This window comes from Rhizobium sp. S96 (assembly GCF_030382195.1).
Lineage (GTDB): Bacteria > Pseudomonadota > Alphaproteobacteria > Rhizobiales > Rhizobiaceae > Rhizobium.
In genome coordinates, this window is record NZ_JAUDRY010000002.1 from 126,224 (window position 1) to 147,673 (window position 21,450).

24 protein-coding genes are annotated in these 21,450 nt (G+C 60.8%); 12 read left to right on the top strand and 12 right to left on the bottom strand.

The features are described from left to right. Positions 1-80: 80 nt before the first annotated feature. Positions 81-461 carry a diacylglycerol kinase gene (locus tag QTL94_RS00745; RefSeq protein ID WP_065693968.1) on the top strand — a complete coding sequence of 127 codons (381 nt, stop codon included), beginning with the start codon at positions 81-83 and terminating at the stop codon, positions 459-461. A gap of 59 nt (positions 462-520) precedes the next feature. Here QTL94_RS00745 and QTL94_RS00750 read toward each other — a convergent pair whose 3' ends face one another. Continuing rightward, on the bottom strand, positions 521-2,056 hold the full coding sequence (locus QTL94_RS00750) for a sensor histidine kinase (RefSeq protein WP_289800265.1): 1,536 nt from the start codon (positions 2,054-2,056) through the stop codon (positions 521-523). Between the two features lie 106 nt (positions 2,057-2,162). On the opposite strand from QTL94_RS00750, the gene QTL94_RS00755 reads away from it, so the two are divergent. The 3 genes from QTL94_RS00755 (at position 2,163) to QTL94_RS00765 (ending at position 3,893) form a co-directional block, all read left to right on the top strand. Continuing rightward, complete coding sequence (locus QTL94_RS00755) at positions 2,163-2,699, top strand: thermonuclease family protein (RefSeq protein ID WP_289800266.1); 537 nt, start codon at positions 2,163-2,165, stop codon at positions 2,697-2,699. Next, positions 2,693-3,337, top strand: a complete 645-nt coding sequence (locus tag QTL94_RS00760) for a uracil-DNA glycosylase family protein (RefSeq protein ID WP_289800267.1) — start codon at positions 2,693-2,695, stop codon at positions 3,335-3,337. The genes QTL94_RS00755 and QTL94_RS00760 overlap by 7 nt, the downstream gene beginning before the upstream one ends. A gap of 67 nt (positions 3,338-3,404) precedes the next feature. Further along, a complete protein-coding gene (locus QTL94_RS00765; protein WP_065693964.1) occupies positions 3,405-3,893 on the top strand; it encodes an Lrp/AsnC family transcriptional regulator in 489 nt (162 codons plus the stop codon). Between the two features lie 2 nt (positions 3,894-3,895). On the opposite strand, the gene QTL94_RS00770 is transcribed toward QTL94_RS00765, so the two are convergent. Beyond that, positions 3,896-4,582 carry a DNA alkylation repair protein gene (locus tag QTL94_RS00770; RefSeq protein ID WP_289800268.1) on the bottom strand — a complete coding sequence of 229 codons (687 nt, stop codon included), beginning with the start codon at positions 4,580-4,582 and terminating at the stop codon, positions 3,896-3,898. After that, the gene (locus tag QTL94_RS00775; protein WP_289800269.1) at positions 4,579-5,448 is read right to left on the bottom strand and encodes an NAD(P)-dependent oxidoreductase; all 870 of its coding nucleotides are present in this window, start codon (positions 5,446-5,448) and stop codon (positions 4,579-4,581) included. The genes QTL94_RS00770 and QTL94_RS00775 overlap by 4 nt, the downstream gene beginning before the upstream one ends. A gap of 264 nt (positions 5,449-5,712) precedes the next feature. Between QTL94_RS00775 and QTL94_RS00780 the strand changes: the two genes are divergently transcribed. The 5 genes from QTL94_RS00780 (at position 5,713) to QTL94_RS00800 (ending at position 10,839) form a co-directional block, all read left to right on the top strand. Further along, positions 5,713-6,678: an aliphatic sulfonate ABC transporter substrate-binding protein gene (locus QTL94_RS00780; RefSeq protein WP_289800270.1), complete on the top strand. Its 966-nt coding sequence runs from the start codon at positions 5,713-5,715 to the stop codon at positions 6,676-6,678. Between the two features lie 197 nt (positions 6,679-6,875). Further along, positions 6,876-7,841 carry an aliphatic sulfonate ABC transporter substrate-binding protein gene (locus QTL94_RS00785; RefSeq protein ID WP_289800271.1) on the top strand — a complete coding sequence of 322 codons (966 nt, stop codon included), beginning with the start codon at positions 6,876-6,878 and terminating at the stop codon, positions 7,839-7,841. A gap of 32 nt (positions 7,842-7,873) precedes the next feature. Continuing rightward, on the top strand, positions 7,874-9,049 hold the full coding sequence (gene ssuD / locus QTL94_RS00790) for an FMNH2-dependent alkanesulfonate monooxygenase (protein ID WP_065693960.1): 1,176 nt from the start codon (positions 7,874-7,876) through the stop codon (positions 9,047-9,049). A 121-nt stretch (positions 9,050-9,170) separates the two neighbouring features. Then, a complete protein-coding gene (locus tag QTL94_RS00795; protein WP_289800272.1) occupies positions 9,171-10,007 on the top strand; it encodes an ABC transporter permease subunit in 837 nt (278 codons plus the stop codon). 10 nt (positions 10,008-10,017) lie between these two features. Continuing rightward, the gene (locus QTL94_RS00800; RefSeq protein ID WP_289800273.1) at positions 10,018-10,839 is read left to right on the top strand and encodes an ATP-binding cassette domain-containing protein; all 822 of its coding nucleotides are present in this window, start codon (positions 10,018-10,020) and stop codon (positions 10,837-10,839) included. Here the strand turns inward: QTL94_RS00800 and QTL94_RS00805 are convergent. From QTL94_RS00805 to QTL94_RS00825, 5 genes are all read right to left on the bottom strand, one after another. Continuing rightward, on the bottom strand, positions 10,836-11,312 hold the full coding sequence (locus QTL94_RS00805) for an SRPBCC family protein (RefSeq protein ID WP_289800274.1): 477 nt from the start codon (positions 11,310-11,312) through the stop codon (positions 10,836-10,838). The two genes, QTL94_RS00800 and QTL94_RS00805, sit on opposite strands and share 4 nt — an antisense overlap. A 7-nt stretch (positions 11,313-11,319) precedes the next feature. Further along, entirely contained in the window at positions 11,320-11,652 is a 333-nt protein-coding gene (locus QTL94_RS00810) for an ArsR/SmtB family transcription factor (protein WP_065693957.1), read from the bottom strand. Then, positions 11,649-12,341 carry a glutathione S-transferase family protein gene (locus QTL94_RS00815; RefSeq protein ID WP_289800275.1) on the bottom strand — a complete coding sequence of 231 codons (693 nt, stop codon included), beginning with the start codon at positions 12,339-12,341 and terminating at the stop codon, positions 11,649-11,651. The genes QTL94_RS00810 and QTL94_RS00815 overlap by 4 nt, the downstream gene beginning before the upstream one ends. A gap of 88 nt (positions 12,342-12,429) precedes the next feature. Beyond that, positions 12,430-14,121 carry a hypothetical protein gene (locus QTL94_RS00820; RefSeq protein WP_289800276.1) on the bottom strand — a complete coding sequence of 564 codons (1,692 nt, stop codon included), beginning with the start codon at positions 14,119-14,121 and terminating at the stop codon, positions 12,430-12,432. 91 nt (positions 14,122-14,212) lie between these two features. Continuing rightward, a complete protein-coding gene (locus QTL94_RS00825) occupies positions 14,213-15,028 on the bottom strand; it encodes a class I SAM-dependent methyltransferase (protein ID WP_289800277.1) in 816 nt (271 codons plus the stop codon). A 126-nt stretch (positions 15,029-15,154) separates the two neighbouring features. Between QTL94_RS00825 and QTL94_RS00830 the strand changes: the two genes are divergently transcribed. Continuing rightward, a complete protein-coding gene (locus tag QTL94_RS00830) occupies positions 15,155-15,877 on the top strand; it encodes a DUF2270 domain-containing protein (RefSeq protein ID WP_065694099.1) in 723 nt (240 codons plus the stop codon). Positions 15,878-15,894: 17 nt separating this feature from the next. On the opposite strand, the gene QTL94_RS00835 is transcribed toward QTL94_RS00830, so the two are convergent. From QTL94_RS00835 to QTL94_RS00850, 4 genes are all read right to left on the bottom strand, one after another. Continuing rightward, complete coding sequence (locus tag QTL94_RS00835) at positions 15,895-16,161, bottom strand: usg protein (protein ID WP_113521115.1); 267 nt, start codon at positions 16,159-16,161, stop codon at positions 15,895-15,897. Between the two features lie 159 nt (positions 16,162-16,320). Further along, complete coding sequence (locus QTL94_RS00840; RefSeq protein ID WP_289800278.1) at positions 16,321-17,151, bottom strand: ABC transporter permease; 831 nt, start codon at positions 17,149-17,151, stop codon at positions 16,321-16,323. Further along, positions 17,148-17,951, bottom strand: coding sequence for an ABC transporter permease (locus QTL94_RS00845; protein WP_065693951.1), 804 nt, complete (start codon positions 17,949-17,951; stop codon positions 17,148-17,150). The genes QTL94_RS00840 and QTL94_RS00845 overlap by 4 nt, the downstream gene beginning before the upstream one ends. 113 nt (positions 17,952-18,064) lie before the next feature. Beyond that, the gene (locus QTL94_RS00850; protein WP_289800279.1) at positions 18,065-18,838 is read right to left on the bottom strand and encodes a transporter substrate-binding domain-containing protein; all 774 of its coding nucleotides are present in this window, start codon (positions 18,836-18,838) and stop codon (positions 18,065-18,067) included. On the opposite strand from QTL94_RS00850, the gene QTL94_RS00855 reads away from it, so the two are divergent. Next, positions 18,837-18,986 carry a hypothetical protein gene (locus QTL94_RS00855; RefSeq protein WP_289800280.1) on the top strand — a complete coding sequence of 50 codons (150 nt, stop codon included), beginning with the start codon at positions 18,837-18,839 and terminating at the stop codon, positions 18,984-18,986. The genes QTL94_RS00850 and QTL94_RS00855 overlap by 2 nt on opposite strands. 174 nt (positions 18,987-19,160) lie before the next feature. Beyond that, entirely contained in the window at positions 19,161-21,425 is a 2,265-nt protein-coding gene (locus tag QTL94_RS00860; RefSeq protein ID WP_289800281.1) for an OmpA family protein, read from the top strand. The last annotated feature ends 25 nt before the right edge of the window (positions 21,426-21,450 follow it).

A 21,450-nucleotide genomic window follows, 5' to 3' on the forward strand; every position in this document is an offset into this window, starting at 1 on the left:
GCGCTTACCGCGAACCGGTATTCGCATTTTTTGATACATGGCGGCCGTGGGCCGCCATCGACATGATGACGAGGCGCTTGATGAAACCTGCCGTAACCAAACTCACTGGCATCAGCCACTTCTTCGCTGCTGCCAGCTATTCACTCGGCGGTTTCCGGCGACTGATCAAGGAGGCTGCATTCCGGCAGGAGCTGCTGTTCTTTGCCGTTTCGCTGATCCTGCTGATTGCTGTCGGGGCGACACTGGTCGAACTGATGATCGCTGTGCTTCTCTTTCTCGTCCTGTTTGCTTTCGAAGCGTTGAACACCGCCATCGAGGAAGTGATCGACCGGATCTCGCCGGAGATCTCCATGGTCGGAAAACACGCGAAGGATCTGGGCTCGTTTGCGGTTCTTTGCATGATCGCCGCCTGCGGCATCTTCCTGCTCTTCACCGTCGGAAAACATCTGCTGCACGTATGATGCGATAGCGTCGCCGGCATCGCGTGCGGCGCGGTGCCTTCAGCCTATCTGCAGAATGATCAGGCAAAGCTGCGGCGGCGGCGTGAGACCGCTTGCGTATCTTCCACGGCCGGCACCGTCTGCAGTACGCGGCGTGCCGGAAGAATGGCGATGACCTCGGTACCTTCTCGTAGCTTGGACTTGAGGATGAACTGACCGTCGTGCTTGGCAAGGATCGCCTGCACGATGGGCAAGCCGAGCCCGGTGCCCTGTTCGGCGCTCTTGATGGCGATCGAGCCTTGCCCGAATGCGGATAGCACAACGGGAATCTCGTCCTCGGGGATACCAGGCCCATTGTCCTTGATGGAGACATACTGGCCGCCGCCGGCGGTCCAGCCGACCTTCATATGGATCTCGCCGGATTGCGGCGTGAATTTTACCGCGTTCGACAGCAGGTTGAGGATGACCTGGCGCATCGACTTTTCGTCCGCCCAGACGGACGGAAGCTCTGCCTCGAACTGCTGCGTGATCGAGATGTTCTTGCTGCGGGCGCGCAGCTGCACCATGCCGATGCATTCCTCGGAGATGTCGAGCAGCGAAATTGCTTCTTCGCTCAGTTCATATTTGCCGGCCTCGATGCGCGAGAGGTCGAGGATTTCGTTGATCAGGTCGAGCAGATGCTGTCCGGATCGATGGATGTCGCTGGTGTATTCCTTGTAGGTCGGGTTGTTGAGTGGACCCATGACCTCGGCGGACATTACTTCGGAGAAACCGAGAATGGCGTTCAGCGGCGTCCTAAGTTCATGCGACATGGAGGCGAGGAAGCGCGACTTTGCAAGGTTTGCCTCCTCCGCACGGCGGCGGGCCTCGTCCGACATGGATTTGGCCACTTCAAGCTCGGCGATCAGATCGTCCTTCTCCGCCTGGTAAGCGAGGATCTTCAAATTCGACTGGAACAGCCGGTCGCTGATGTAGTTGAAGAAAAGGACGGTGGTCGTGAGAATGGCGGTCAGGCTGATTTCGAGAATGTCGCGCGACAGCGCCGCCTTGATGCCTATGCCGACGATGACAGGGACAAAGGCCACCAGCACCGACGGTGTGAGCATGAAATTCGACATTGCAGTTAGCGACAGCGCGATCAGCAGGGTGGCGCCCTTGTAGAGGACGAAGCTGGATGGTTCGCAGGTTGCGCAATCCTGGACGGCGAAAACCGCCCAGCAGCAACCGATCATGAATTGACCAAGCAGCAACGCACGCCGCCATTTGCGGGCGCGTGCCGTCGTCATCTCGTGCTTGCGGGCGCGGCGCGCGAGGAAGACGTTTGTTGCGTGCGCCGTGAGCGTCAGCAGCGCCCAGAGAAATATCTGTGTGTTTTCGGTGAAGTAGACCCCAAGCGCCGCGACGATGATGACGAAGAGGGGCATGATCGAGGCGCCCTGGAGCAGCGCGTTGATGTACATGACGAGCACGTCGCGATCGAAGGCACCGCTCGCTGAATGGCTGGACTGCAGGCGTTCGCGCGTCACGCGAACAGCCTTGGAAACCGGCTTGTTGCGGTGACTGCGTGATTTGTCGACGATATTCTTATCGTTCGATGTGCTGACGCCGTTACTCATTGCACACGTTGAAACTTGATCCGCGGATTTCTACACCCTAGACCCCAATTCTTAAGAAGATGTTTGCCATCTTTGCCAACGGTTTGTTTTTCAAGGAGGCGAAAGCGTGACGGGCGGCTTTCGGATAATTCGCGACGGTGTGACGGCGCTGGCTATCCTGGCGTTCCTCTGGCTGATCGCCGCGAAGTTGAACGACAGGGCGGAAATCGTGCAGGCAGGTTCCTTTCATGCCGCCGACGGCGACAGTCTTGCTCTCGGCGGCGAGCGGATGCGCCTCTACGGGATCGATGCGCCGGAGCTTAGCCAGACCTGCGCGCGCGCGGGGACGACCTGGCCATGCGGCGTGGACGCCAAGCGGGCGCTGCAGGGGCTGGTCGCAGCCAAGGATACGCAGTGTGCGGGGACCGAGCGAGACCGTTTTGACCGGCTGCTGGTGGTGTGTCGGGCCGGTGGCGTCGATCTCAATGGCGCGATGGTGCGCAAGGGGCTGGCCGTCTCCTACGGCGCCTATCACAGCGAGGAAGCGCAGGCGCGGGCCGAAAAGATCGGGCTGTGGGCCGGCACCTTCGAGATGCCGAGATCGGTGCGCGACCATGCGCGCGAGGCGTCAGGCTCTCGCGATACGAGGCTATTCGGATGGTAGAGGTAAACGAACAGCCTGACGGACTTGAAGCGTTGCGCACCGAAATCGCGGCCTGTCGCATCTGTCGTGATGCTTCGCTTCGCGGGTCCGAGCATCGATTGCCGCATGAGCCCCGACCCGTTGCGGTGATCTCGTCGCTGGCGAGGGTGCTGATCGCCGGGCAGGCACCGGGGCTTCGGGTCCACGAAAGCGGGATGCCGTTCAACGATGCCTCCGGCGACCGACTGCGCGAATGGCTGGAGGTCGACCGGGAGATGTTCTACGATCGTGACCGATTTACGATCGTGCCGATGGGGTTCTGCTTTCCGGGGTATGATGCCAAGGGCAGCGACCTGCCGCCGCGGCGTGAATGCGCGCCGCATTGGCGCCAGCGGGTGATTTCGGCCATGCCGCAGGTGGAGCTGGTTTTGGTCGTCGGACAATACGCGCAGGCATGGCATCTGGGTACGGAACGGCGCGAGAATGTGACGGAAACGGTGCGAGCGTGGAGGACAATGCTGTTTGCCAATCGCTCTCCAGCCTTCTTGCCGTTGCCGCATCCCAGTTGGCGCAATTCCGGCTGGATCAAGCGCAATCCATGGTTCGAGGACGAGTTGCTGCCGGTGCTCCGTGAGCGGATCAAATTGCTCGTGAACTGAAACAAAATTCTTTTCCACCGCCGGAATCGCGCTATACAGGGAAAATAATTCGAAGGGGCTTTTGTAGATGGACCGTCTCGACCGCAAAATCCTGCGTCTTTTGCAGGAAGACTCGACTTTGGCCGTTGCTGATCTCGCCAAGAAGGTCGGTCTGTCTACCACACCCTGCTGGCGGCGTATCCAGAAGATGGAAGAAGACGGCGTCATCAAGCGCCGAGTGGCCATCCTGGACCCCGAGAAGGTCAACACCAAGGTTACGGTGTTCGTATCGATCCGCACGGCAACGCATTCGATAGAGTGGCTGCGCCGCTTTTCGGAGGTGGTGGCCGAGTTTCCCGAGGTTGTCGAATTCTACCGCATGAGCGGCGACATCGATTACCTCTTGCGCGTCGTCGTTCCTGATATTGCCGCCTATGACGCCTTCTACAAGCGGATGATCGCCAAGATCGAAATCCGCGACGTCTCCTCGGCCTTCGCCATGGAGCAGATCAAATATTCGACTCAACTGCCGCTCGACTACATGCTCCTCGACAACGCGAAATCCAACGAGGACTGAGCTCAGCCTTTCAGGCGAGCCAGGATCTTGTCGCTCTTCAGTTCCCTGACGGCATCCTTGCCGATCCATCGGGCGGTCTTGTCGTTGCTCGCGGCCAGCTGTTCGGCAAGCGCCAGCGCCGGGCCGTGGCAGCGGCGATTGCGCTTTCCGATGTTTCTCAGCGCCCAGTTGACCGCCTTTCGCACGAAGTTGCGAGGGTCCGTGGAATGGGCCTCGATCAGCGGCAGCCAGGCCAGCAGGGTTTCGTCCGGTTCCTTCTTCATGTGGACGGCGGCCGATGCGATCATCGCAAACGCGGTTCGGCGGACAAACTCTCGGTCATCCGCGGCGAATTCCGGGATCAGTTGCAAAAGGCGCGCTTCGATGAAGAGATCGGCTGCCGTGTCGACGATCTCCCATGACTTGAAATCGCTGGCCCATTGGCGGGCGAGGCCGGCGGTCAGGCTCTTCGGCTCGGCGGTATAGAGCGCTAGCATGCGCGCCTCGCGGATGTTGCTCGCCCACAGTTCGAGCGCCCGCGCATGATCTTTCTTCACGGCACGGGCGATGCGTTGCAGGTCGGGATTGGAAAGGCCCAGCGCGGTATCTGTGACGATGCCGAAGCGAGCCATCCCGGCGACATTCTCCTGCGAGCGCAGCGATTGCAGATGCGCGATTAGTACTGCTGCGCTGGAGGAGGGGCCGATCATTTTTCGAGGCGGGCGAGCAGGGAAGACGTATCCCAGCGATTGCCGCCCATGGCCTGGACATCGCCGTAGAACTGGTCGACGAGGGCCGTCAGGGGTAGCTTGGCGCCGTTGCTGCGAGCCTCGTTGAGAACGATGCCGAGATCCTTGCGCATCCAGTCGATGGCAAAGCCGAAGTCGTACTTGCCGACGTTCATCGTCTTGTGGCGGTTTTCCATCTGCCAGGAGCCTGCCGCACCCTTGGAGATCACCTCGACCACCTTTTCAATGTCGAGGCCGGCGCGTTTGCCGAAATGGATGCCCTCGGCAAGGCCCTGTACGACGCCGGCGATGCAGATCTGGTTGATCATCTTGGTTAGTTGTCCGGCGCCAGCCGCGCCCATCAGCCCCACCATTCGGGCGTAGGCGTCGATGATCGGCTTTGCCGTGTCGTAGGTGGCTTCGTCGCCGCCGCACATGACTGTGAGGACGCCGTTTTCGGCGCCGGCCTGGCCACCGGAAACCGGCGCATCGATGAAGCCGACGCCCTTTTCCTTGGCTGCGGCGTAGAGTTCGCGGGCAACTTCGGCGCTGGCGGTGGTGTTGTCGATCAGGATCGCACCGGACTTCATGGTCTGCAGCACGCCATTTTCGCCCGATGTCACCGAGCGGAGATCATCGTCATTGCCGACGCAGGTAAAGACGAAGTCTGCATCGCGGGCTGCTTCGGCCGGCGTCGGGGCGGACTTGCCGCCGAATTTCGCGACCCAGTCGTCCGCCTTTGCGGCGGTACGGTTGTAGACCGTGACGTCATGGCCGCCTTTCACCTTCAGGTGACCCGCCATGGGGAACCCCATCACGCCGAGACCGATGAATGCGACTTTTGCCATGTCTTATCCCTTTCATGAATGTCGAGAACGAGGCTTAGCGGAAAGAAAGGCAGGCGAAAAGCCATCACGTGCGGGCCGGTGGATTGTTCGCTTGGAAGAAAATTCCGCTGAATCGGAAAAATCGGGTCGGGAAAATTTCAGCGGCAGCGAATATGACAAATAAAAATGTCGATCTATTTTATGGATTTGATCAGTATAAAGTCACCACAAGCGAAATGCGCCACTTCATCCGTATCAGAAGGCGCAGAAACAAAGGGGATTGGCATGATTTCACGTCGTCAGACATTGGGGCTCTTCGGTGCCGCCGCGGCAACGGCTTTGCTGCCGGCCGTGCGGCCGGCCCGTGCAGCGGCCACGGAATTTCGCATCGGCTGGCAGAAGAACGGCGTGCTGGCGCTCGCCAAGCGCCGCGGCGCGCTTGAACAACGGCTTGCCGACAAGGGGATCACGGTCAGCTGGTCGGAGTTCACCTCCGGTCCGCCGCTGCTCGAAGCCCTTGGGGCCGGCGCGCTCGATTTCGGCGCGACAGGCGATGTGCCGCCACTGTTCGCCCAGGCCGCCGGTGGGCATCTCTACTATGTCGGTACCTATCGCGGCAGTCAGGCCGCATCCGCGATCGTGGTCCGCAAGGACTCGTCGATCAATACCGTCGAGGACCTGAAGGGCAAGAAGGTGGCGTTCAAGCGCGGATCGAGCGCGCATAACGTCACCGTGAAGATATTGCGCAAGTCGGGCCTCGCCATCGATGACGTCGAGGCGGTCGATCTGTCGCCGCCAGATGCCGCCGCTGCATTCAAGAATGGCAGCATCGACGCATGGTCGATCTGGGATCCCTATCTGGCGATTGTTGAAGCCGATCCGCAGACACGCATCCTCTCAACCGCTGAAGGCATCGTCGACGCCTACAGCTACTTCCTTGCAAATGCCGAGTTCACCGACGCGAACGGGCAGGTGGTCGTCGACGTCATCGACGAACTCGCAAAGGTTGGCCGCTCGGCGCAGGGCAAACTGAATGACACGGTCCAGGAGCTATCGGAGATCACCGGCGTTCCTGCCGATGTGACGCGCGTTGCTTTGACGCGGCCGGGCGCCGACCTCGGCAGCGTTTCGACCATCACCGACGAGGCTGCGGCCTACCAACAGGCGCTCGCGGACGAGTTCTTCAGCCTCGGTATTGTGCCGAAGAAGCTGAAAACGGGCGATATCGTCTGGCGCCCGAAGGCTAGCTGAGAACGCCATCCCGATCGAGGCATTTTTCCTTCTGCGGCATGAAAGCGAACAGCATGCCGCGGACCGGGGAAATTTATTCCTGCAAAGCCAATAGAATAGAAAAATGATATTGTCGATCTAATTGGTCGTCTATGTCACTATTATCTCCTGAAGCGACAGGCTGACACGAAGAGCAGCCATCACGAGAGGGATATACGATGTTCACCCGCAGACAGACCCTAGGCCTCATCGGTGCCGCAGCGGCAAGCACGATCCTGCCGCAGGTGCGGACAGCCAGTGCCGCGCAGACGACGCTGCGTATCGGCTGGCAGAAGTTCGGCGTGCTGGCGCTGGCGCGGCGTACGGGCGCGCTGGAAAAGCGTCTGGAAGCCAAGGGTGTCAGCGTCGAATGGAACGAGTTCACCTCCGGGCCGCCGTTGCTCGAAGCCGTTGGTGCCGACGCGCTCGACTTTGGCGTCACCGGCGACGTACCGCCGCTCTTCGCGCAGGCGGCAGGTGGCAACCTCCTTTACGTCGGCGCATACCGTGGGCCGGCGGCTTTTCACGGATTGTTGGTCCACAAGGACTCGCCGATCCAGACCATCGAGGATCTGAAGGGCAAGAAGCTCGCCTACAAACGCGGCTCGAGCGCTCACAACTTCGCGCTCAAGGTGCTCGCCAAGGCAGGGCTTTCGCTCTCGGATATTACTGAAGTGGACCTACCGCCGCCGGATGCCGGCGCGGCCTTCAAGAACGGCGCGATCGATGCCTGGGCGATATGGGATCCCTTCTTCGCGGTCGCTGAGGCCGACCCGCAGACGCGGGTGGTGACGACGTCGGAAGGGCTGCTCGACAATTGGGGCTACTTCCTTGGCAATGGCACTTTCACGGCAGCCCATCCTGAGATCATCGCCGATGTGATCGATGAACTGGCGAAGGTCGGCGCCGCGGCGCAGGCGGATCTGGACGGGACGGTCAAGACGCTTTCCGAGATCACCGGCGTTCCCGCCGATATCACGCGCGTAACACTGACGCGCAGCCAAGCCGATCTCGGCAAGGTGTCACTCTTCCCCGACCAGGCTCTGACCTACCAGCAGGCATTGGCCGACGACTTCTACAAGCTCGGCGTCGTGCCGAAGCAGCTCAACGTCAGCGATATCGTCTGGCGTCCGAAGGCGAGCTGAACTCATTTTTCCGGTAAAGAGGATCACCTCCAATGACTGCCAAACACGATCCCATCAACTTTCTCTGGTTCATCCCAACGTCGGGCGACGGCGCATATCTCGGTTCGGACGAACTGAACCGCGCACCTGAGATCGGTTATCTCACGCAGATCGCCCAAGCGGTCGATCGCCTCGGCTATTCCGGCGTGTTGTTGCCGACGGGTGTCTCTTGCGAAGAGTCCTTCGTGACTGCGGCGGCACTGGCGGCCCAGACGCAGAAGCTGAATTTCCTCGTTGCCATCCGTCCGGGCACCGCGTCGCCTGCGTATTACGCACGCCTGACGACGACACTCGACCGTATCTCCAACGGCCGCCTGTTGCTCAACATCGTCGTGGGCGGCAGCCCGGCAGAGCTCGCCGGCGACGGTATCCATCTGGCGCATGACGAACGCTATGCCCATGCCGACGAGTTCTTCACGGTGTTCGAGGAGCTGCTCGAGAAGGGCGTGGCGAGCTATGACGGCAAATATATCAAGGCGACCAATGCGCGCCTCGGCTTTCCCTCCGTGCAGAATCCGCGGCCGCCGCTCTATTTCGGCGGCTCCTCGGATGCCGGTATCGATTTCTCGGTCGGCCGCGTCGACAAGTATCTGACCTGGGGCGAGCCGCCGGCACAAGTTGCCGAGAAGGTGAAGAAGGTACGCGCCGCAGCTGCGCAGAAGGGCCGCGACGTCAGCTTCGGCATCCGTCTGCACTTCATCGTGCGCGAGACGGACGAGGAAGCCTGGGCCGCGGCGGACCGGCTCATTTCGAAGCTCGACGACGAGACGATCCGAGAAGCACAGGAGCGCTTCGTCAATGAATCCGACTCGGTTGGACAGAAGCGCATGGCAGCGCTCCATGGCGGTCGTCGCGACAGGCTCGAGGTTTCTCCGAACCTCTGGGCGGGTGTCGGACTGGTGCGTGCCGGCGCAGGCACGGCACTGGTCGGGTCGCCGAAGACGGTGGCGGCGCGTCTGCGCGAATACCAGGATGTCGGTATCGATACCGTGATCGGTTCGGGCTATCCGCACCTCGAAGAAGCGTACCGGGTGGCCGAACTGCTGTTTCCGGAGCTGGGGATCACCCGCGAGGAGCAGCGCCACGGCTTCCAGAGCGACTTCGGCAAACGCCAGGTCTTTGGTGGCGGCAGCCACGGCGGAAACCTCAAGGTGGTTTCGGGCTCCTGATCCGTTTTCCCCGCGCCGTCCGTCGATAGCGGGCGGCGCGTTCAGTTGAATGAATGCACTGGGAAATGAAACCACTGGCGTCTTCGACGACGTGGCATCGGGCATAAGCGAGGAAAACTTCATGTCGACATTCGATACGCCGATCGGACGGGCGTTGACCGAACGCACAGAGGGCAGGGCGCGCCCTAGCCTTTCGCTGCCGAAACCCGAGACGCTTCTCCCCTACCTTGTGCCGGTCGCGATCATCGCCGTCTGGCAGCTTGCGTCCTCCGCCGGTTGGATCGCGTCACGCATCATGCCGTCACCGGTCGACGTCGCTCTCGCTTTCTGGGCAACGACCATCACCGGGCAGCTGCCCCACGATATTCTCGTCAGTGCCGCGCGTGCATTCGGCGGATTGCTGGTAGGCGGCGCAATCGGCTTCCTGCTCGGGATCGCCAACGGTGTCTCGAAGGTATCGGAGCAGCTGACCGACACGACATTGCAGATGCTGCGCACCATTCCGCACCTCGCGATGATCCCGCTGGTTATCCTCTGGTTCGGGATCGGCGAGGAATCGAAGCTGTTTTTGACGTCGCTCGGCGTGCTCTTTCCCGTCTACCTGAATGCCTATCATGGCGTGCGCAACGTCGATCGCGATCTGATCGAGATGGGCCGGGTGTACGGCATGGGCAGCTGGACGCTGTTCCGGAAGGTGATCTTTCCTGGTGCCTTGCCCTCGATCTTCGTCGGCCTTCGCTACGCGCTCGGCATCATGTGGCTGACGCTGATCGTCTCGGAGTCGATCGCTGCCTCGTCTGGCATCGGCCACATGGCGAACAATGCGCGTGAATTCATGATGACCGACGTCGTCGTGCTCGCGTTGGTGATCTACGCCGTGCTTGGCAAGCTGGCCGACGTTGTTGCCCGTGCGCTTGAGCGCCGTGCGCTGAAATGGAACCCGGTTTACCAGAAATAGGAGTGACGCCATGACCCTCATCGCGCATGAGCGTTATCAAGGTGCCGTCGACGAGCGTGAATATGAACACGACCGGGCGGTTTCGACGGCTGAAGGGGCTGCATCAATCACGCTGAAGGGGCTCGAGAAGAGCTTCGGCGGCAACCGCGTGCTGCGCGGCATCAACCTCCACATTCCGGCGGGCCAGTTTGTCGCGATCATCGGCAAGAGCGGCTGCGGCAAGAGTACGCTGCTGCGTATCCTGATGGGGCTGGACGAACCGACAGCCGGCGAACTGCATTTCGAAAATGCCGATGGTGGCGATGCCAACGCCAATGCGCGGATCGTCTTCCAGGAGCCGCGCCTGTTGCCTTGGCTCAGTGTTGCCGAGAATGTCGCGGTCGGCCTTGGCGACAAGGTGGACAAGCGGCTGGCGAGCCGCGAGGTCGAGGTTGCACTGGCCGAGGTGCAGCTCGCGGAGAAGAGTAACGAGTGGCCGGCGCGGCTTTCCGGCGGCCAGAGGCAGCGCGTAGCGCTGGCACGCGCTCTCGTGAGCAAGCCGGGCGTGCTTGCGCTCGACGAGCCGCTCGGCGCGCTCGACGCACTGACCCGGATCAGCATGCAGGAGCTGCTGAACCGCGTCTGGCGGGAACTGGGCTTCACCGCAGTTCTGGTCACCCACGACGTCAGTGAAGCCGTGCATCTAGCCGACCGGGTGATCGCGCTCGACGAGGGGCGCGTCGCTCTCGATCTGGCGATCCCCTATCCGCATCCGCGCCGTCACGGCAATCCGGCGCTGGCGGAACTTGAAGGCAGGCTGCTTGCCGCCATTCTCGGGACGGATGGAGCCTAGTGGACGATGCTCGTCTCACGCTCGACGAAGGCCTGTACGCGATCGAGCAGGATTTCGGTTCCCTGTAATCGGGAACCGTTATCGGCATAGCCGTCGAGAAACACGACCTGTTCGGTGAACGTCATCTTCGTTCCTGCCGATGTGGTCTCAAACGCCACGGTGGCGAGCGATGCGGAGATCGTCGCATCGTCAAGTTTCATGTCGTAGGCGTAGATGATGCGCGCATCCTGAACGATGTCGAGATAGATGGCTGAATAGGCATGCACGATGCCGCTGCTGTCTGCGACGCGGTTTTGCTCGGTGCCGCCGATACGGAAATCCAGGCTGTAATCGAGCGGTACCCACTCGTCATGACAGGCGAACCACTGGCGTTTGGCCTCGGGATTTGCCCAGGCGCGAAAAGCGCGGGCAAGGGGCGCGCGAAGTGTGCGCTCGATCGTCAACGTCGTATGGCTGGCAGAATGCGTTTTCATGTTTTGCCTACTCCGATGGTTCGTCTGCTAGGAAATGGTCCAACCGGTCGAATGCCTTGTTCCAACTCGCCCGACGCTCCGCGAGCCAGCGCTCGACATTGCCGAGCGCGTCTTCCCTGAGATGGTAGGTGCGCACGCGACCGTTCTTTTGAGAGCTCACAAGCCCGCTGTCTTCCAGTACGCCGAGATGCTTCATGACGGTGGGCAGCGCCATCGAAAGCGGAGCGGCCAGCTCCGACACCGAGGCCGGGCCACGTCCCAGACGATCGACCATGCCGCGGCGGCTGCGATCGGAGAGTGCGTGGAACATGCGGTCGAGGGCGGCTGGTTCCTGCATCATTCGGCGATCTCGGGATCATGAAAATGAGCGGGAAGCCGGTCGGCATAGGGGTAGAACTTGAAGTAGGGGCGGGCCTCGTCCAGCACCCTTGCAAATGACGGCCGCGACAGGAGCCGGTTGTAGTAGGCTTCGAGCCGCGGGCGACCGTCGCCGAATGGCACGAGCGTTTCGGCGTAGAAGAGGGCGGGTGCGGCGGCGCAGTCCGCCATGGTGAAGCTATCGCCGATGATCCAGTCATGATCGGCCAGCTGTTCTTCGACCATGTCATAGGCCATGACCAATGCGCTGCGGGCCTCGTCGACACCGTATGGATCCTTGGAGCCCTCGGGTCGCAGCTTGTCGGCAACGATCTTCTGCATCGGCGTCTGAACGTATAGATCGAAGAAGCGGTCCCACAGCCGGATCCGGAGCGCCTGATCCTCGTCGTCCGACAGCAGCTGGACAGGCCCGCGATGGTGGCGATCCAGATATTCGATGATGATCGTCGTTTCCGGAATGATGTGATTGCGTGCCGTGTCGCGAAGCATCGGCATCTTGCCGACTGGCCAGAGACGGACGAATTCGGCGCGCGACCGTTCGTCGGCGAGATCAACGATCAGATTGTCGAACGGTGTGCCGTTCTCGTAGAGCGCAATCAGGACCTTGTGGCAAAAGGATGCAAGCGGATGACCATAGAGAGTAAGCGACACGCGACGTCCTCCTCGGCGAAACTTATCTGATTGGATAAGTATCAGAATTAATCCGAGGAGGATAGATAATAGTTATCCGTTGGGATAACTATTCTGCGGCATCTTTCACTGGAACGATGTCGGTCGGCGAAGGTTTGGGCGCATTCGCCGGATTGCGCTTGGAGTCTTTCAGGTATTCCGAGTTCGGTTCCAGACTGTCGGCGATGTCGTTCCACAGGCGCCGCAGCCGGCGCACATGAAGATCGTCACCGATCCAGGACATCAGATGCTCGATAGCGGCGGTCGTGCCGTTCTTGTCGGCGATGCGGCTGTTCAGCCACTCGAAATACTGGTCCAAAGTTTCCGCCTTGGGAGCGTCGGGCCGGCCGATGAAGAATTTGAAGCCGGAGATTTCCGTGATTGACCGAAGGTTCTGTGTTGGCGCGAGCAAGACCGTCGCGCACATCGCATCATATGCGTCCGGGGCTTGCATGCTCTCGATGGCGCGCTCTAGGTCAAAGATCGTCCGGATGTTTAGTTCGCGGAAGGTCAGGAATTTCTCAGGTCCGAGGATGTGGCATAGCTGCGCCTGCGCCACCCAGTCGATGCACTGGAAGACACCAAAGGGCGTCTCGATGAAGAGCATGATCGGGTTATAGGTCGCGAGGTTCTGGACATCGTAGATGCCGCATTCTTCGAGCCGGAAACGTGTCTCGAAGTCGATGCCGTCGATAATGTCAGGCGAGACCGTCTTGGTGATCTCCGCGAAGCGGTCGTCGGCTATCTTTGCCCAAGGAACGAACGCCCGCAGTTTCAGCAGGAGGAACTTGCTCGAGCTTTGGGGCAGCAGACCGAGCAGCACCGCGAGTGCCAGCCAGACGCTCGAAATCCTGTCGTCGTCGGTGCTGTCATCGACCGCTGGTTCTTTCGCCGGCGGTTGAGGCGCAGCAGCAGTGGCTGCCGGCGAGGCCGTGCCGGTCGTCTGTTGTATGTTCACGATGCCGGAAAGGGAGACGGGCGAGGTGATGGTTGGAAATGCGTTGTAGAGCAGGATTACCACCAGCACCGTCGCAGCCATCTCGCTGGCCTGCCGCAGGAAGGTGAACGCGTTGAGATCGAAGATGGCAAGCGAGCGTAGCAACATGCGCAGCGCCGCGACGTAGGCACCGACGAAGGCGAACGCGCCGATTGTTTCCGAGAGCGTCAGATTGCATCCGGTCGCCGGAACGCACTCGTCCCCGGTCCCATAGCCGAGCGCGGTGAAGAACAGTTTGAAGCCGTAGTAGGACACCAGCATGAAGCTCAGCGACGCCAGATAAAGCCGAACATTGGCGCTCTGGAACGGTCGGCAGGCAATCTCGATGTAGATATTGATACGGTCGACGTCCGTCTTTGCGTCCTTCAAACGCGACTGATCGTCATATTTTGCGCTAAGCCTGAGGTCGGAAATGTACTTCGACTTGACGTATTCGAAGGATGGATTGGGCTGATTTTCAGCGCCGGGCGCGGCTTTCGTCGTGCTGTTGTCGTTGGTCGGGTCGGCGTTCGGCACCGTATCAGCGGAGCGCGGCTCGGTGGAGAGGGTCGTTCCCTTGACCCCTGGCAGCTTGAATGTGGTCAGGAAGTCCTGGATGGAGCGCAATCGCCTCAACCTGATTTCCTGTCGCGCAAACAACATCAGCAACGGGCTCAGGACCGCGATACCCAGAGCGTACCAGTTGATGCCGGAAAGGTAGAACAAAATAGCCTCGGGCGTGCCCACCAGGCTGACGAACAGGCCACTCCACGATGATGTATCCATCTTGCCCCCCAACAAAACATTGGGAGGATGGTGTACTTCTCATGGTTACGCAACCAATCGACCGCAATCACTGATTGTGGTTGTCGCGGTGTTATCTGAGGCGGGCGATGACCAGATGACCGGGCGTCGGCTGGCCCTCTTCCATGCGGACATTGATGTCGGTGATTTCGATCAGGTCGAAACCGGTGGCCGCCAGTCGTTCGCGGACGTAGGCGTCGGAATGGGCAAAGCGCTGATGCGGGCCGACCATGTAGGAGCGACCGGCAAGCGCTTCCTCGGGCAGGGTTTCGGAGGAAAACACGAAGATGCCGCCCGACATCATGTTTTCGGCGGCGCCGAAGAAAAGCGGCTCCAGCGCGCCGAGATAGGGCAGGACATCGGTTGCCGTGATCAGGTCGAAGGGCTCTTCGTCGTTGTCATCGAGGAAGTCCTCGACCTCGGCGACGAACAGGGTTTCGTAGAGGTCCTTCTCATGGGCGATCTCGACCATGTTTTCGGAAATGTCGATGCCGGTCATCTCTTCGCAGATATCGCGAAGCGTGCCACCCGTCAGGCCGGTGCCGCAACCGAGGTCGAGCATGCGCTTGAACGGGCCGAGTTCCAGGCTCTGGATGCGCTGGCGAACCAGCATGGGCACGTGATAGCCAAGCTGTTCGACGAGCACGTCCTCGAAGACTTCTGCATGCTGGTCGAAGAGGGTCTCGACATAGGCATCCGGTGCCTTGCTTGGCGTTTCGCCGCGACCCATGGCGGCGATGCGGACGGCGGCGCCGCCGTGATCGTCGGGATCGATGGCAAGGACTTCTTCGTAGGCCTTGACGGCTGCGTCGACGTCGCCGGCCTTCTCAAGGGCGAGTGCGCGATTATAGGCTTCCGCCAGTGCGTCTTCGTCGATCTTCTTGGCCATGTCTCTCACCACAATTTTTGTCTCTTGCGGAGCCTCTACGGCGACTGAATGCCTTTTGCAATGGCGACGTTGCGCGCGCAAAGTAAGTCATTCCTAATTCAATGAGAACAAATGGAGGAAATGACCATGATCGCGCAGCCCGGTAACGCACCGTTGGACGGTGAGATGGAGAGCCCGCGGCCGGCGCTTCCGGCGAGTGCTGGCGAGGTGACGAACACGCTGAGCCACTATTATCGTGGCGAGCTTGGCCGGATGACGAGTTGGCGCGACCGGATCGACCGGACATCGAACTGGGCGATCACCGTTTCGGCAGCACTCCTGTCGGTATCCCTGTCGTCGCCGACGTCGCACCATGGGGTGCTGTTGTTTGGCATGATGCTGATCACGCTTCTGCTTGTCATCGAGGCGCGGCGCTACCGCTTCTTCGACATATACAGGGCGCGCATCCGGCAGCTGGAGCGCAGCTATTTCGCCGAGATCCTGTCGCCGGGCACGGCGCCGCGAAGCGACTGGGCTGCGAAGATTGCGGCAAGCTTGCGCAAGCCCGAGTTTCTGCTGAGCTATCGCGCCGCGATCCGGCGGCGGCTCCGCCGGAATTATTGCTGGATGTACCTCATCCTGCTGCTCGCGTGGTGCCTGAAAATCACGACGCCCAAGCTGCAGACGGAAGGCGATACCCAGACACAGGCACATTCCTGGTCCTACGTGGTCGACAATGCGGCGCTGGGGCCCATCCCAGGCTGGGCCGTGATTTCAATCGTCGCCGTGCTCTATATCGGCATTCTCTATGGTGCGCTTCTTCGCGAAACGGAACGTGGCGAGTTCTTCCACGGGGAAGCGCATGTCTGACCGGCTCGATAGAGCTGTCAGTTGATGATGAATTCACCCTTCAGGGAGCGCCATTCCGTGGCCGATATCAGCTTGCGGTGAATGTAGCGTACGGAGTGAAGCGGCCCATCCAGCTTCTCCTGCCAGAATTTCAGGAAGCTGCGCATCTCCGGAAACTCCGGTGCCAGATCGTAGTCCTGCCAGATGTAGGTCTGGAGTATGGCTTGGTGATCCGGCATGCGGTAGATGATCTGGGCGGTTGTCAGGCCGTAGCCCTGAAGCTGCTTTTCGAGTTCCTTGTGCATCGTCGTCTAGCCTCTGGTTCCCATGCAGCGCTCATTAGCGCTACATGAAATGGAACCATGACATGGTTAACCGAAGCTTGCGGAATGTCGATCGGATATATTTTTATTTCTTTATTTCAATGCGTTAGCAGCTCTCTATGTTGAGTGCTGCCAACGCTGTCAGCGCTTGAGGTGTCTGGTCAATCGGCGTTCGATCCAAGCCCAGAGATGGCGCAGGGTCTCGACCATGGCGAGGTAGAAGATCGCCGCCCACAGATAGGTCTGGTAGTCGAAGGTGCGCGAGAAGGCGTAGCGCGTCTCGCCCATCAGGTCGAGAACGGTGATGATCGCCACGACGGCCGAGCCCTTGATCAGGAGAATGATCTCGTTGCCGTAGGGGCGCAGGGCCACGATCAACGCCTGCGGCAGGATGATCTTGCGGAAGGCGACCGCCTTGTGAATGCCGAGCGAGGCCGCCGCCTCGTGCTGGCCATGCGGCACGCTCTCGATCGCGCCGCGCAGGATTTCGGCCTGATAGGCTGCGGTGTTGATGGTCATCGCGAAAAGGCCGCAATACCAGGCGTCGCGGAAAAACCACCAGAGACCGACGGACTCAAGCTGAGGCCGAAAGCCGCCGAGACCGTAGTAGATCAGGAATAGCTGAGCGAGCAGCGGCGTGCCGCGGAAGACATAGACATAGGCATAAGCGAGGCCGTTGATGACCTTGTTCTTCGACATGCGCGCGAAGGCCAATGGCAACGACAGGATCGCGCCGAAGATCACCGATATGGTGACCAGTGCAATCGTCGTGAAAAGACCGTGGATGTAGCGTGGCCCGTAGCGCGTGAAATTGCCCAGGTCCCAGCCCTTGATGATCATGCCGACCAGCGAAATGGCGAGAACGATCCACAATCCGACGAAGAAATAGCCGGTGATACGCGTTGCGTTGAGGCTCGTCTGCTCGACCTTCGGCGCCGGCTGCGGCGGTATGAGGACTTCAGCGTGGCTCATCGGCGGACCTCCGAGCGCTTGGCCCAGCGTTCGATGTAGCGCAGGCCGAAGGAAGAAATGATCGCAAGGCCGAGATAAAGGGCGCAGGCGACGATGTAGAAGAGGAACGCCTGCTTGGTCACCTTAACCGCGACGCCGGTCTGGCGTAGAATGTCCGCGAGCCCGATGATCGACACGTAGGATGTGTCCTTGAGCAGGATCATCCACAGATTCACAAGACCGGGCAGGGCGATGCGCACCAGCTGCGGCAGGACAATCAGCATAAGCGTGCGGCCTCGGTGAAATCCGAGTGCGTCACCGGCCTCATACTGGCCTTTCGGAATGGCGCGGAATGCCGACAGCAACACTTCCGAACAATAGGCGGAGAAAACAACCGAGAGCGCGATGACGCCTGCGATGAAGGCGTTGATCTCGATCCGCCCGTCATAGCCGGCGTAGGCAAGCACGGCCTGGATCAGGATCTGCATGCCATAGTAGATGATGAAGAGGGTCAGCAGTTCCGGCAGGCCGCGGAAAATCGTCGTGTAGATGCCGGCCGCCAGGCGTACGGATTTTTCCTCCGACTGCTGGCCAAGCGCAACGACGAAACCGATGAGGAGGCCGATCGGCAGCGTCACGAGCGCGACCGCAACGGTGACCTTCAGGCCGGCTGCGATCTCGTCGCCCCAGCCGGTGTCGCCACAGGCAAGGATCGTGGATGAGCCAAACCAGGTAAAGAGGCCCGCAGGTCCGCAAAGCGGATCGAAGACATATCCTATCGCGGCCCATAGAGAGCCCAGCGCGGAAAATAATCCGCCCATTATGCTTTTCCCCTCGCGGCTTTTGCCGCTTTGATCTTTCAGTCTTTGTCAAACAAAAATGGCGGAAGGGCAAGCCTTCCGCCACCATCTAATGTAGCGACCTACAGATTTTATCAGTCGCCGTAAACGTTGAAGTCGAAGTACTTGTCCTGGATCTTCTTGTACTCGCCGCTGGCACGGATCGCGACGATCGCCTTGTTGAGCTTTTCGCGCAGCGGATCGCCCTGGCGGACGGCAATGCCGGCGCCAACGCCATTGATTTCCTTGTCGACAGGAAGCGTCGTCAGGATCTTGCAGCATGCACCGGCGTCAGACTTGACCCACTGCGAGAGCACGACGACGTCGTCGATGACGGCATCGACGCGACCGTTTGCGATGTCGAGCTTGTACTCGTCGGCGGTCGGGTAGAGCTTGAGCTCGGTGTCCGGCAGGTGCTTTTCGGCGTAGTTGGCATGCGTCGTCGACGTTTGTGCGCCGATGACCTTGCCCTTGAGGCCGGCAACGTCAGTCACGGTCGAGTCCTTCGGTACGGCAACAGCCGGCGGCGTGTTGTAGTACTTGTTGGTGAAGTCGACCAGTTTGGAGCGCTCAGGAGTGATCGACATGGATGAGATGATCATGTCGAACTTCTTGGCCTGGAGAGCCGGAATGATGCCGTCCCAGTCGCTGCTGACGATGGTGCAGTCCGCCTTCATTTCGGCGCAGAGCGCACGGGCGATGTCCATGTCGAAGCCGAGGAATTGGCCGCTGGCGTCTACATACTCGAAGGGCGGGTAGGTGGAGTCGGTGCCGATGACATACTTCTCGCCGTCTGCCATTGCAGAGCCGGCGAAAAGAGACATCGCGGCAATCGAGGCGGCTGCGAGAATACGGGTGGAGATACGCATGAGAGTCCTCTCTGTTGGTGGCCGCCGTCCGTATTTTTGTTTTGCGTCGGCGGCGCAGATCGGCGCTGCCTGGCAACGCCTTGAGGCGATACTCAAACGCTTTTTGCTAAAATTGCAACAGGAATCGCGGCTCTCTCAACCATTGTAAACTGTGGCGAAGATGAACGTGTGCAGTCTGCCATATTCAGAACGGGTTAATCAGGCAGGTCTTAAAACGCGTGGAACAAATTCGCGTGTGTTCGATTCCCTGACACGAGCGTGGGTCAGAAGAGAACGCCGCAATGACCGCGCCGAAGATAAGAAGAATCAATGAGGAGCCCTAATGGGAATGAGATCCAGACTGTTTGCCAGCGCCGCGTTTCCGCTGCTGTCCCTGTCGATGGTGATGCAGCCCGTGCACGTGTTTGCGGCGGCCACCAGCGTCGAGCAGACCAGCCCCGCCGTGCAGCCCGCCGGCACCATCGAGGTCGCGCAAGAGGCTGCGCCGGATGCGCCCTCGGATGAAGAAATTCTGAAAAAGCGGCACAAGAAGCAGGCCGAAGGCGGTGGCGACCAGCAGCAGGCGCCCGCCGAAAAGCCCCGCAAGCAGCGCGAACCTGCCGCCGAAGAAGCACCGCAGCAGCAGGAAGCTCCGGCTGAAAAGCCACGCAAGCAGCGCGAGCCGGCAGCCGAACAGGCACCGCAACAACAGCAGCAGGAAGAAGCGCCTGTCGAAAAGCCACGCAAGCAGAAGCAGCGTGAACCTGCAGCTGAGCAGCCGGCAGCGGAACCGGCACAGCAGCAGGAGGCACCTGCCGAGGCGCCGAGAAAGCACAAGCAGCCAGCCGCTGAACAGGCCGCCCCTCAGGCGGAACCTGCAGCACCGCAACAGGAGCAGGTCGCTCCCGAGCAGCAGCCTGCCGAAAATCAGCAGAAGCCGCGCCACAACAAGCGCGACAAACAGCAGAAGCAGCAAGAGGAGGCCGCGCCTCAGCAGCAGGAGCAGGCCGCTCCGCAGGCGGAACCTGCAGCGCCGCAACAGGAGCAGGTTGCTCCCGAGCAGCAGCCATCAGGCAAGAACGGCAAGCCGGTAGCGGAAGGCACAGACCAGCCCGTGAAGCCGCGCAAGAAGCCGGCCGCCGAGGCTGCACCCGAAGGCCAGAAGCCGGCCGCGGAACAGGCTCCGACCCAGCAGGAACAGCCCGCGCCAGAGAAGGCCGCCAAGCCGCAGAACGGCAACGAGCCTGTAACGGGCAAGGCGCCCAACCAGGAGCAGCCAGCGGTCGGCGAAGCACCGGCAAAGCCGCAGCTGGAAACAGCACCCGCGCAGCAGCAGGGCGAGCAGATCGCTCCCGCGCAGCCTGAAGGCGGCGTGGCCGGACAGCCCGCAGCGGGTCAGGCCGAGCAGGTCATTCCTGCGCCGGAGAAGATCACCCCCAAGGAACTCGAGCGGCGCAAGGAAATCGCAGCCGATCCGAGCAAGAGCACGGAAACCGTGGTGCTTCCTGTTGAAAACGGTGCCGCCGTTCTCGATAGCGACAAGGATGCCGACCGCTCCGGTGGTGTGCAGTCGCGCCGCGACCGCGACAAGCAGCGCGGCCAGGAGCAGCAGGTTCGCGTTCCGAAGTCCGACGCCGATGCGCAGGTTGCGCCCAGCGGCGAAAGACGCCCGCCGATCAAGATCGAGGCGGTCACCAGCGAGCAGGGCGAGCGCCTTGATCGTCGCCCGCAGTTCCAGCGGCCCGATGGCGCGCAGTTCGGCCAGCGCGGCAACGATAACCGCGTGATCATCCAGTTCAACAACCAGACCTATGTGCGTGGCGATGACGACCGCCGCTTCCTCAGGGATGGCGAACGGCCGATGTACGAGCAGCTGCCGCGCGACCGTTATCGCGAGACGATCGACCGTGATGGCTACCAGATCGTAACGGTCCGTAACCGCTACGGCGATATCATCCAGCGCTCGCGCATCGATAATCGTGGTCGGGAATCGGTGCTCTACTACTCGCCGGAACTCTATGACGATCCCGATCGCAGCTACTTCCAGGATCCGGGTGCCGACCTGCCACCGATGCGCCTGCGCATCCCGCTGCGGGACTACATCATGGACACGAGCAGCGACGACGATCGCGACTACTACGACTTCCTCCGCGAGCCGCCGGTCGAGCCAGTCGAGCGCGTCTATTCGCTCGACGAGGTGAAGTATTCTGCTCGTATCCGCGACAAGGTGCGCCGTATCGACCTAGATACGATCACCTTTGCGACCGGCAGCGCCGAAATCCCGATGAGCCAGGCGCGCAGCCTGCGCAAGGTCGCCGACGCGATCAACGAAGTGCTGCGCAAGGATCCGTCGGAAACATTCCTGATCGAAGGTCACACGGATGCTGTCGGTTCCGACCAGAGCAACCTCGTGCTGTCCGACCAGCGCGCCGAATCGGTCGCGAACGTGATGACCGACGTCTATGGCATCCCGCCTGAAAACCTTGCGACGCAGGGTTACGGGGAGCGTTACCTGAAGGTCAACACGCAGGGACCGAACCAGGAAAACCGCCGCGTTACCATCCGCCGCGTGACGGCGCTGGTAAGGCCGGTTGCCTCGCGCAACTAAGGTCGAACAGAGCTTGAATGCAGGA

Excerpts from the sequence above, each read along its gene's own strand:
- QTL94_RS00745 (WP_065693968.1), top strand. The coding sequence starts at position 81 with ATGAAACCTGCCGTAACCAAACTCACTGGCATCAGCCACTTCTTCGCT.
- QTL94_RS00750 (WP_289800265.1), bottom strand. The coding sequence starts at position 2,056 with ATGAGTAACGGCGTCAGCACATCGAACGATAAGAATATCGTCGACAAA.
- QTL94_RS00760 (WP_289800267.1), top strand. The coding sequence starts at position 2,693 with ATGGTAGAGGTAAACGAACAGCCTGACGGACTTGAAGCGTTGCGCACC.
- QTL94_RS00765 (WP_065693964.1), top strand. The coding sequence starts at position 3,405 with ATGGACCGTCTCGACCGCAAAATCCTGCGTCTTTTGCAGGAAGACTCG.
- QTL94_RS00770 (WP_289800268.1), bottom strand. The coding sequence starts at position 4,582 with ATGATCGGCCCCTCCTCCAGCGCAGCAGTACTAATCGCGCATCTGCAA.
- QTL94_RS00775 (WP_289800269.1), bottom strand. The coding sequence starts at position 5,448 with ATGGCAAAAGTCGCATTCATCGGTCTCGGCGTGATGGGGTTCCCCATG.
- QTL94_RS00780 (WP_289800270.1), top strand. The coding sequence starts at position 5,713 with ATGATTTCACGTCGTCAGACATTGGGGCTCTTCGGTGCCGCCGCGGCA.
- QTL94_RS00785 (WP_289800271.1), top strand. The coding sequence starts at position 6,876 with ATGTTCACCCGCAGACAGACCCTAGGCCTCATCGGTGCCGCAGCGGCA.
- ssuD (WP_065693960.1), top strand. The coding sequence starts at position 7,874 with ATGACTGCCAAACACGATCCCATCAACTTTCTCTGGTTCATCCCAACG.
- QTL94_RS00795 (WP_289800272.1), top strand. The coding sequence starts at position 9,171 with ATGTCGACATTCGATACGCCGATCGGACGGGCGTTGACCGAACGCACA.
- QTL94_RS00800 (WP_289800273.1), top strand. The coding sequence starts at position 10,018 with ATGACCCTCATCGCGCATGAGCGTTATCAAGGTGCCGTCGACGAGCGT.
- QTL94_RS00805 (WP_289800274.1), bottom strand. The coding sequence starts at position 11,312 with ATGAAAACGCATTCTGCCAGCCATACGACGTTGACGATCGAGCGCACA.
- QTL94_RS00810 (WP_065693957.1), bottom strand. The coding sequence starts at position 11,652 with ATGATGCAGGAACCAGCCGCCCTCGACCGCATGTTCCACGCACTCTCC.
- QTL94_RS00820 (WP_289800276.1), bottom strand. The coding sequence starts at position 14,121 with ATGGATACATCATCGTGGAGTGGCCTGTTCGTCAGCCTGGTGGGCACG.
- QTL94_RS00825 (WP_289800277.1), bottom strand. The coding sequence starts at position 15,028 with ATGGCCAAGAAGATCGACGAAGACGCACTGGCGGAAGCCTATAATCGC.
- QTL94_RS00830 (WP_065694099.1), top strand. The coding sequence starts at position 15,155 with ATGATCGCGCAGCCCGGTAACGCACCGTTGGACGGTGAGATGGAGAGC.
- QTL94_RS00835 (WP_113521115.1), bottom strand. The coding sequence starts at position 16,161 with ATGCACAAGGAACTCGAAAAGCAGCTTCAGGGCTACGGCCTGACAACC.
- QTL94_RS00840 (WP_289800278.1), bottom strand. The coding sequence starts at position 17,151 with ATGAGCCACGCTGAAGTCCTCATACCGCCGCAGCCGGCGCCGAAGGTC.
- QTL94_RS00845 (WP_065693951.1), bottom strand. The coding sequence starts at position 17,951 with ATGGGCGGATTATTTTCCGCGCTGGGCTCTCTATGGGCCGCGATAGGA.
- QTL94_RS00855 (WP_289800280.1), top strand. The coding sequence starts at position 18,837 with ATGAGAGTCCTCTCTGTTGGTGGCCGCCGTCCGTATTTTTGTTTTGCG.
- QTL94_RS00850 (WP_289800279.1), bottom strand. The coding sequence starts at position 18,838 with ATGCGTATCTCCACCCGTATTCTCGCAGCCGCCTCGATTGCCGCGATG.
- QTL94_RS00860 (WP_289800281.1), top strand. The coding sequence starts at position 19,161 with ATGGGAATGAGATCCAGACTGTTTGCCAGCGCCGCGTTTCCGCTGCTG.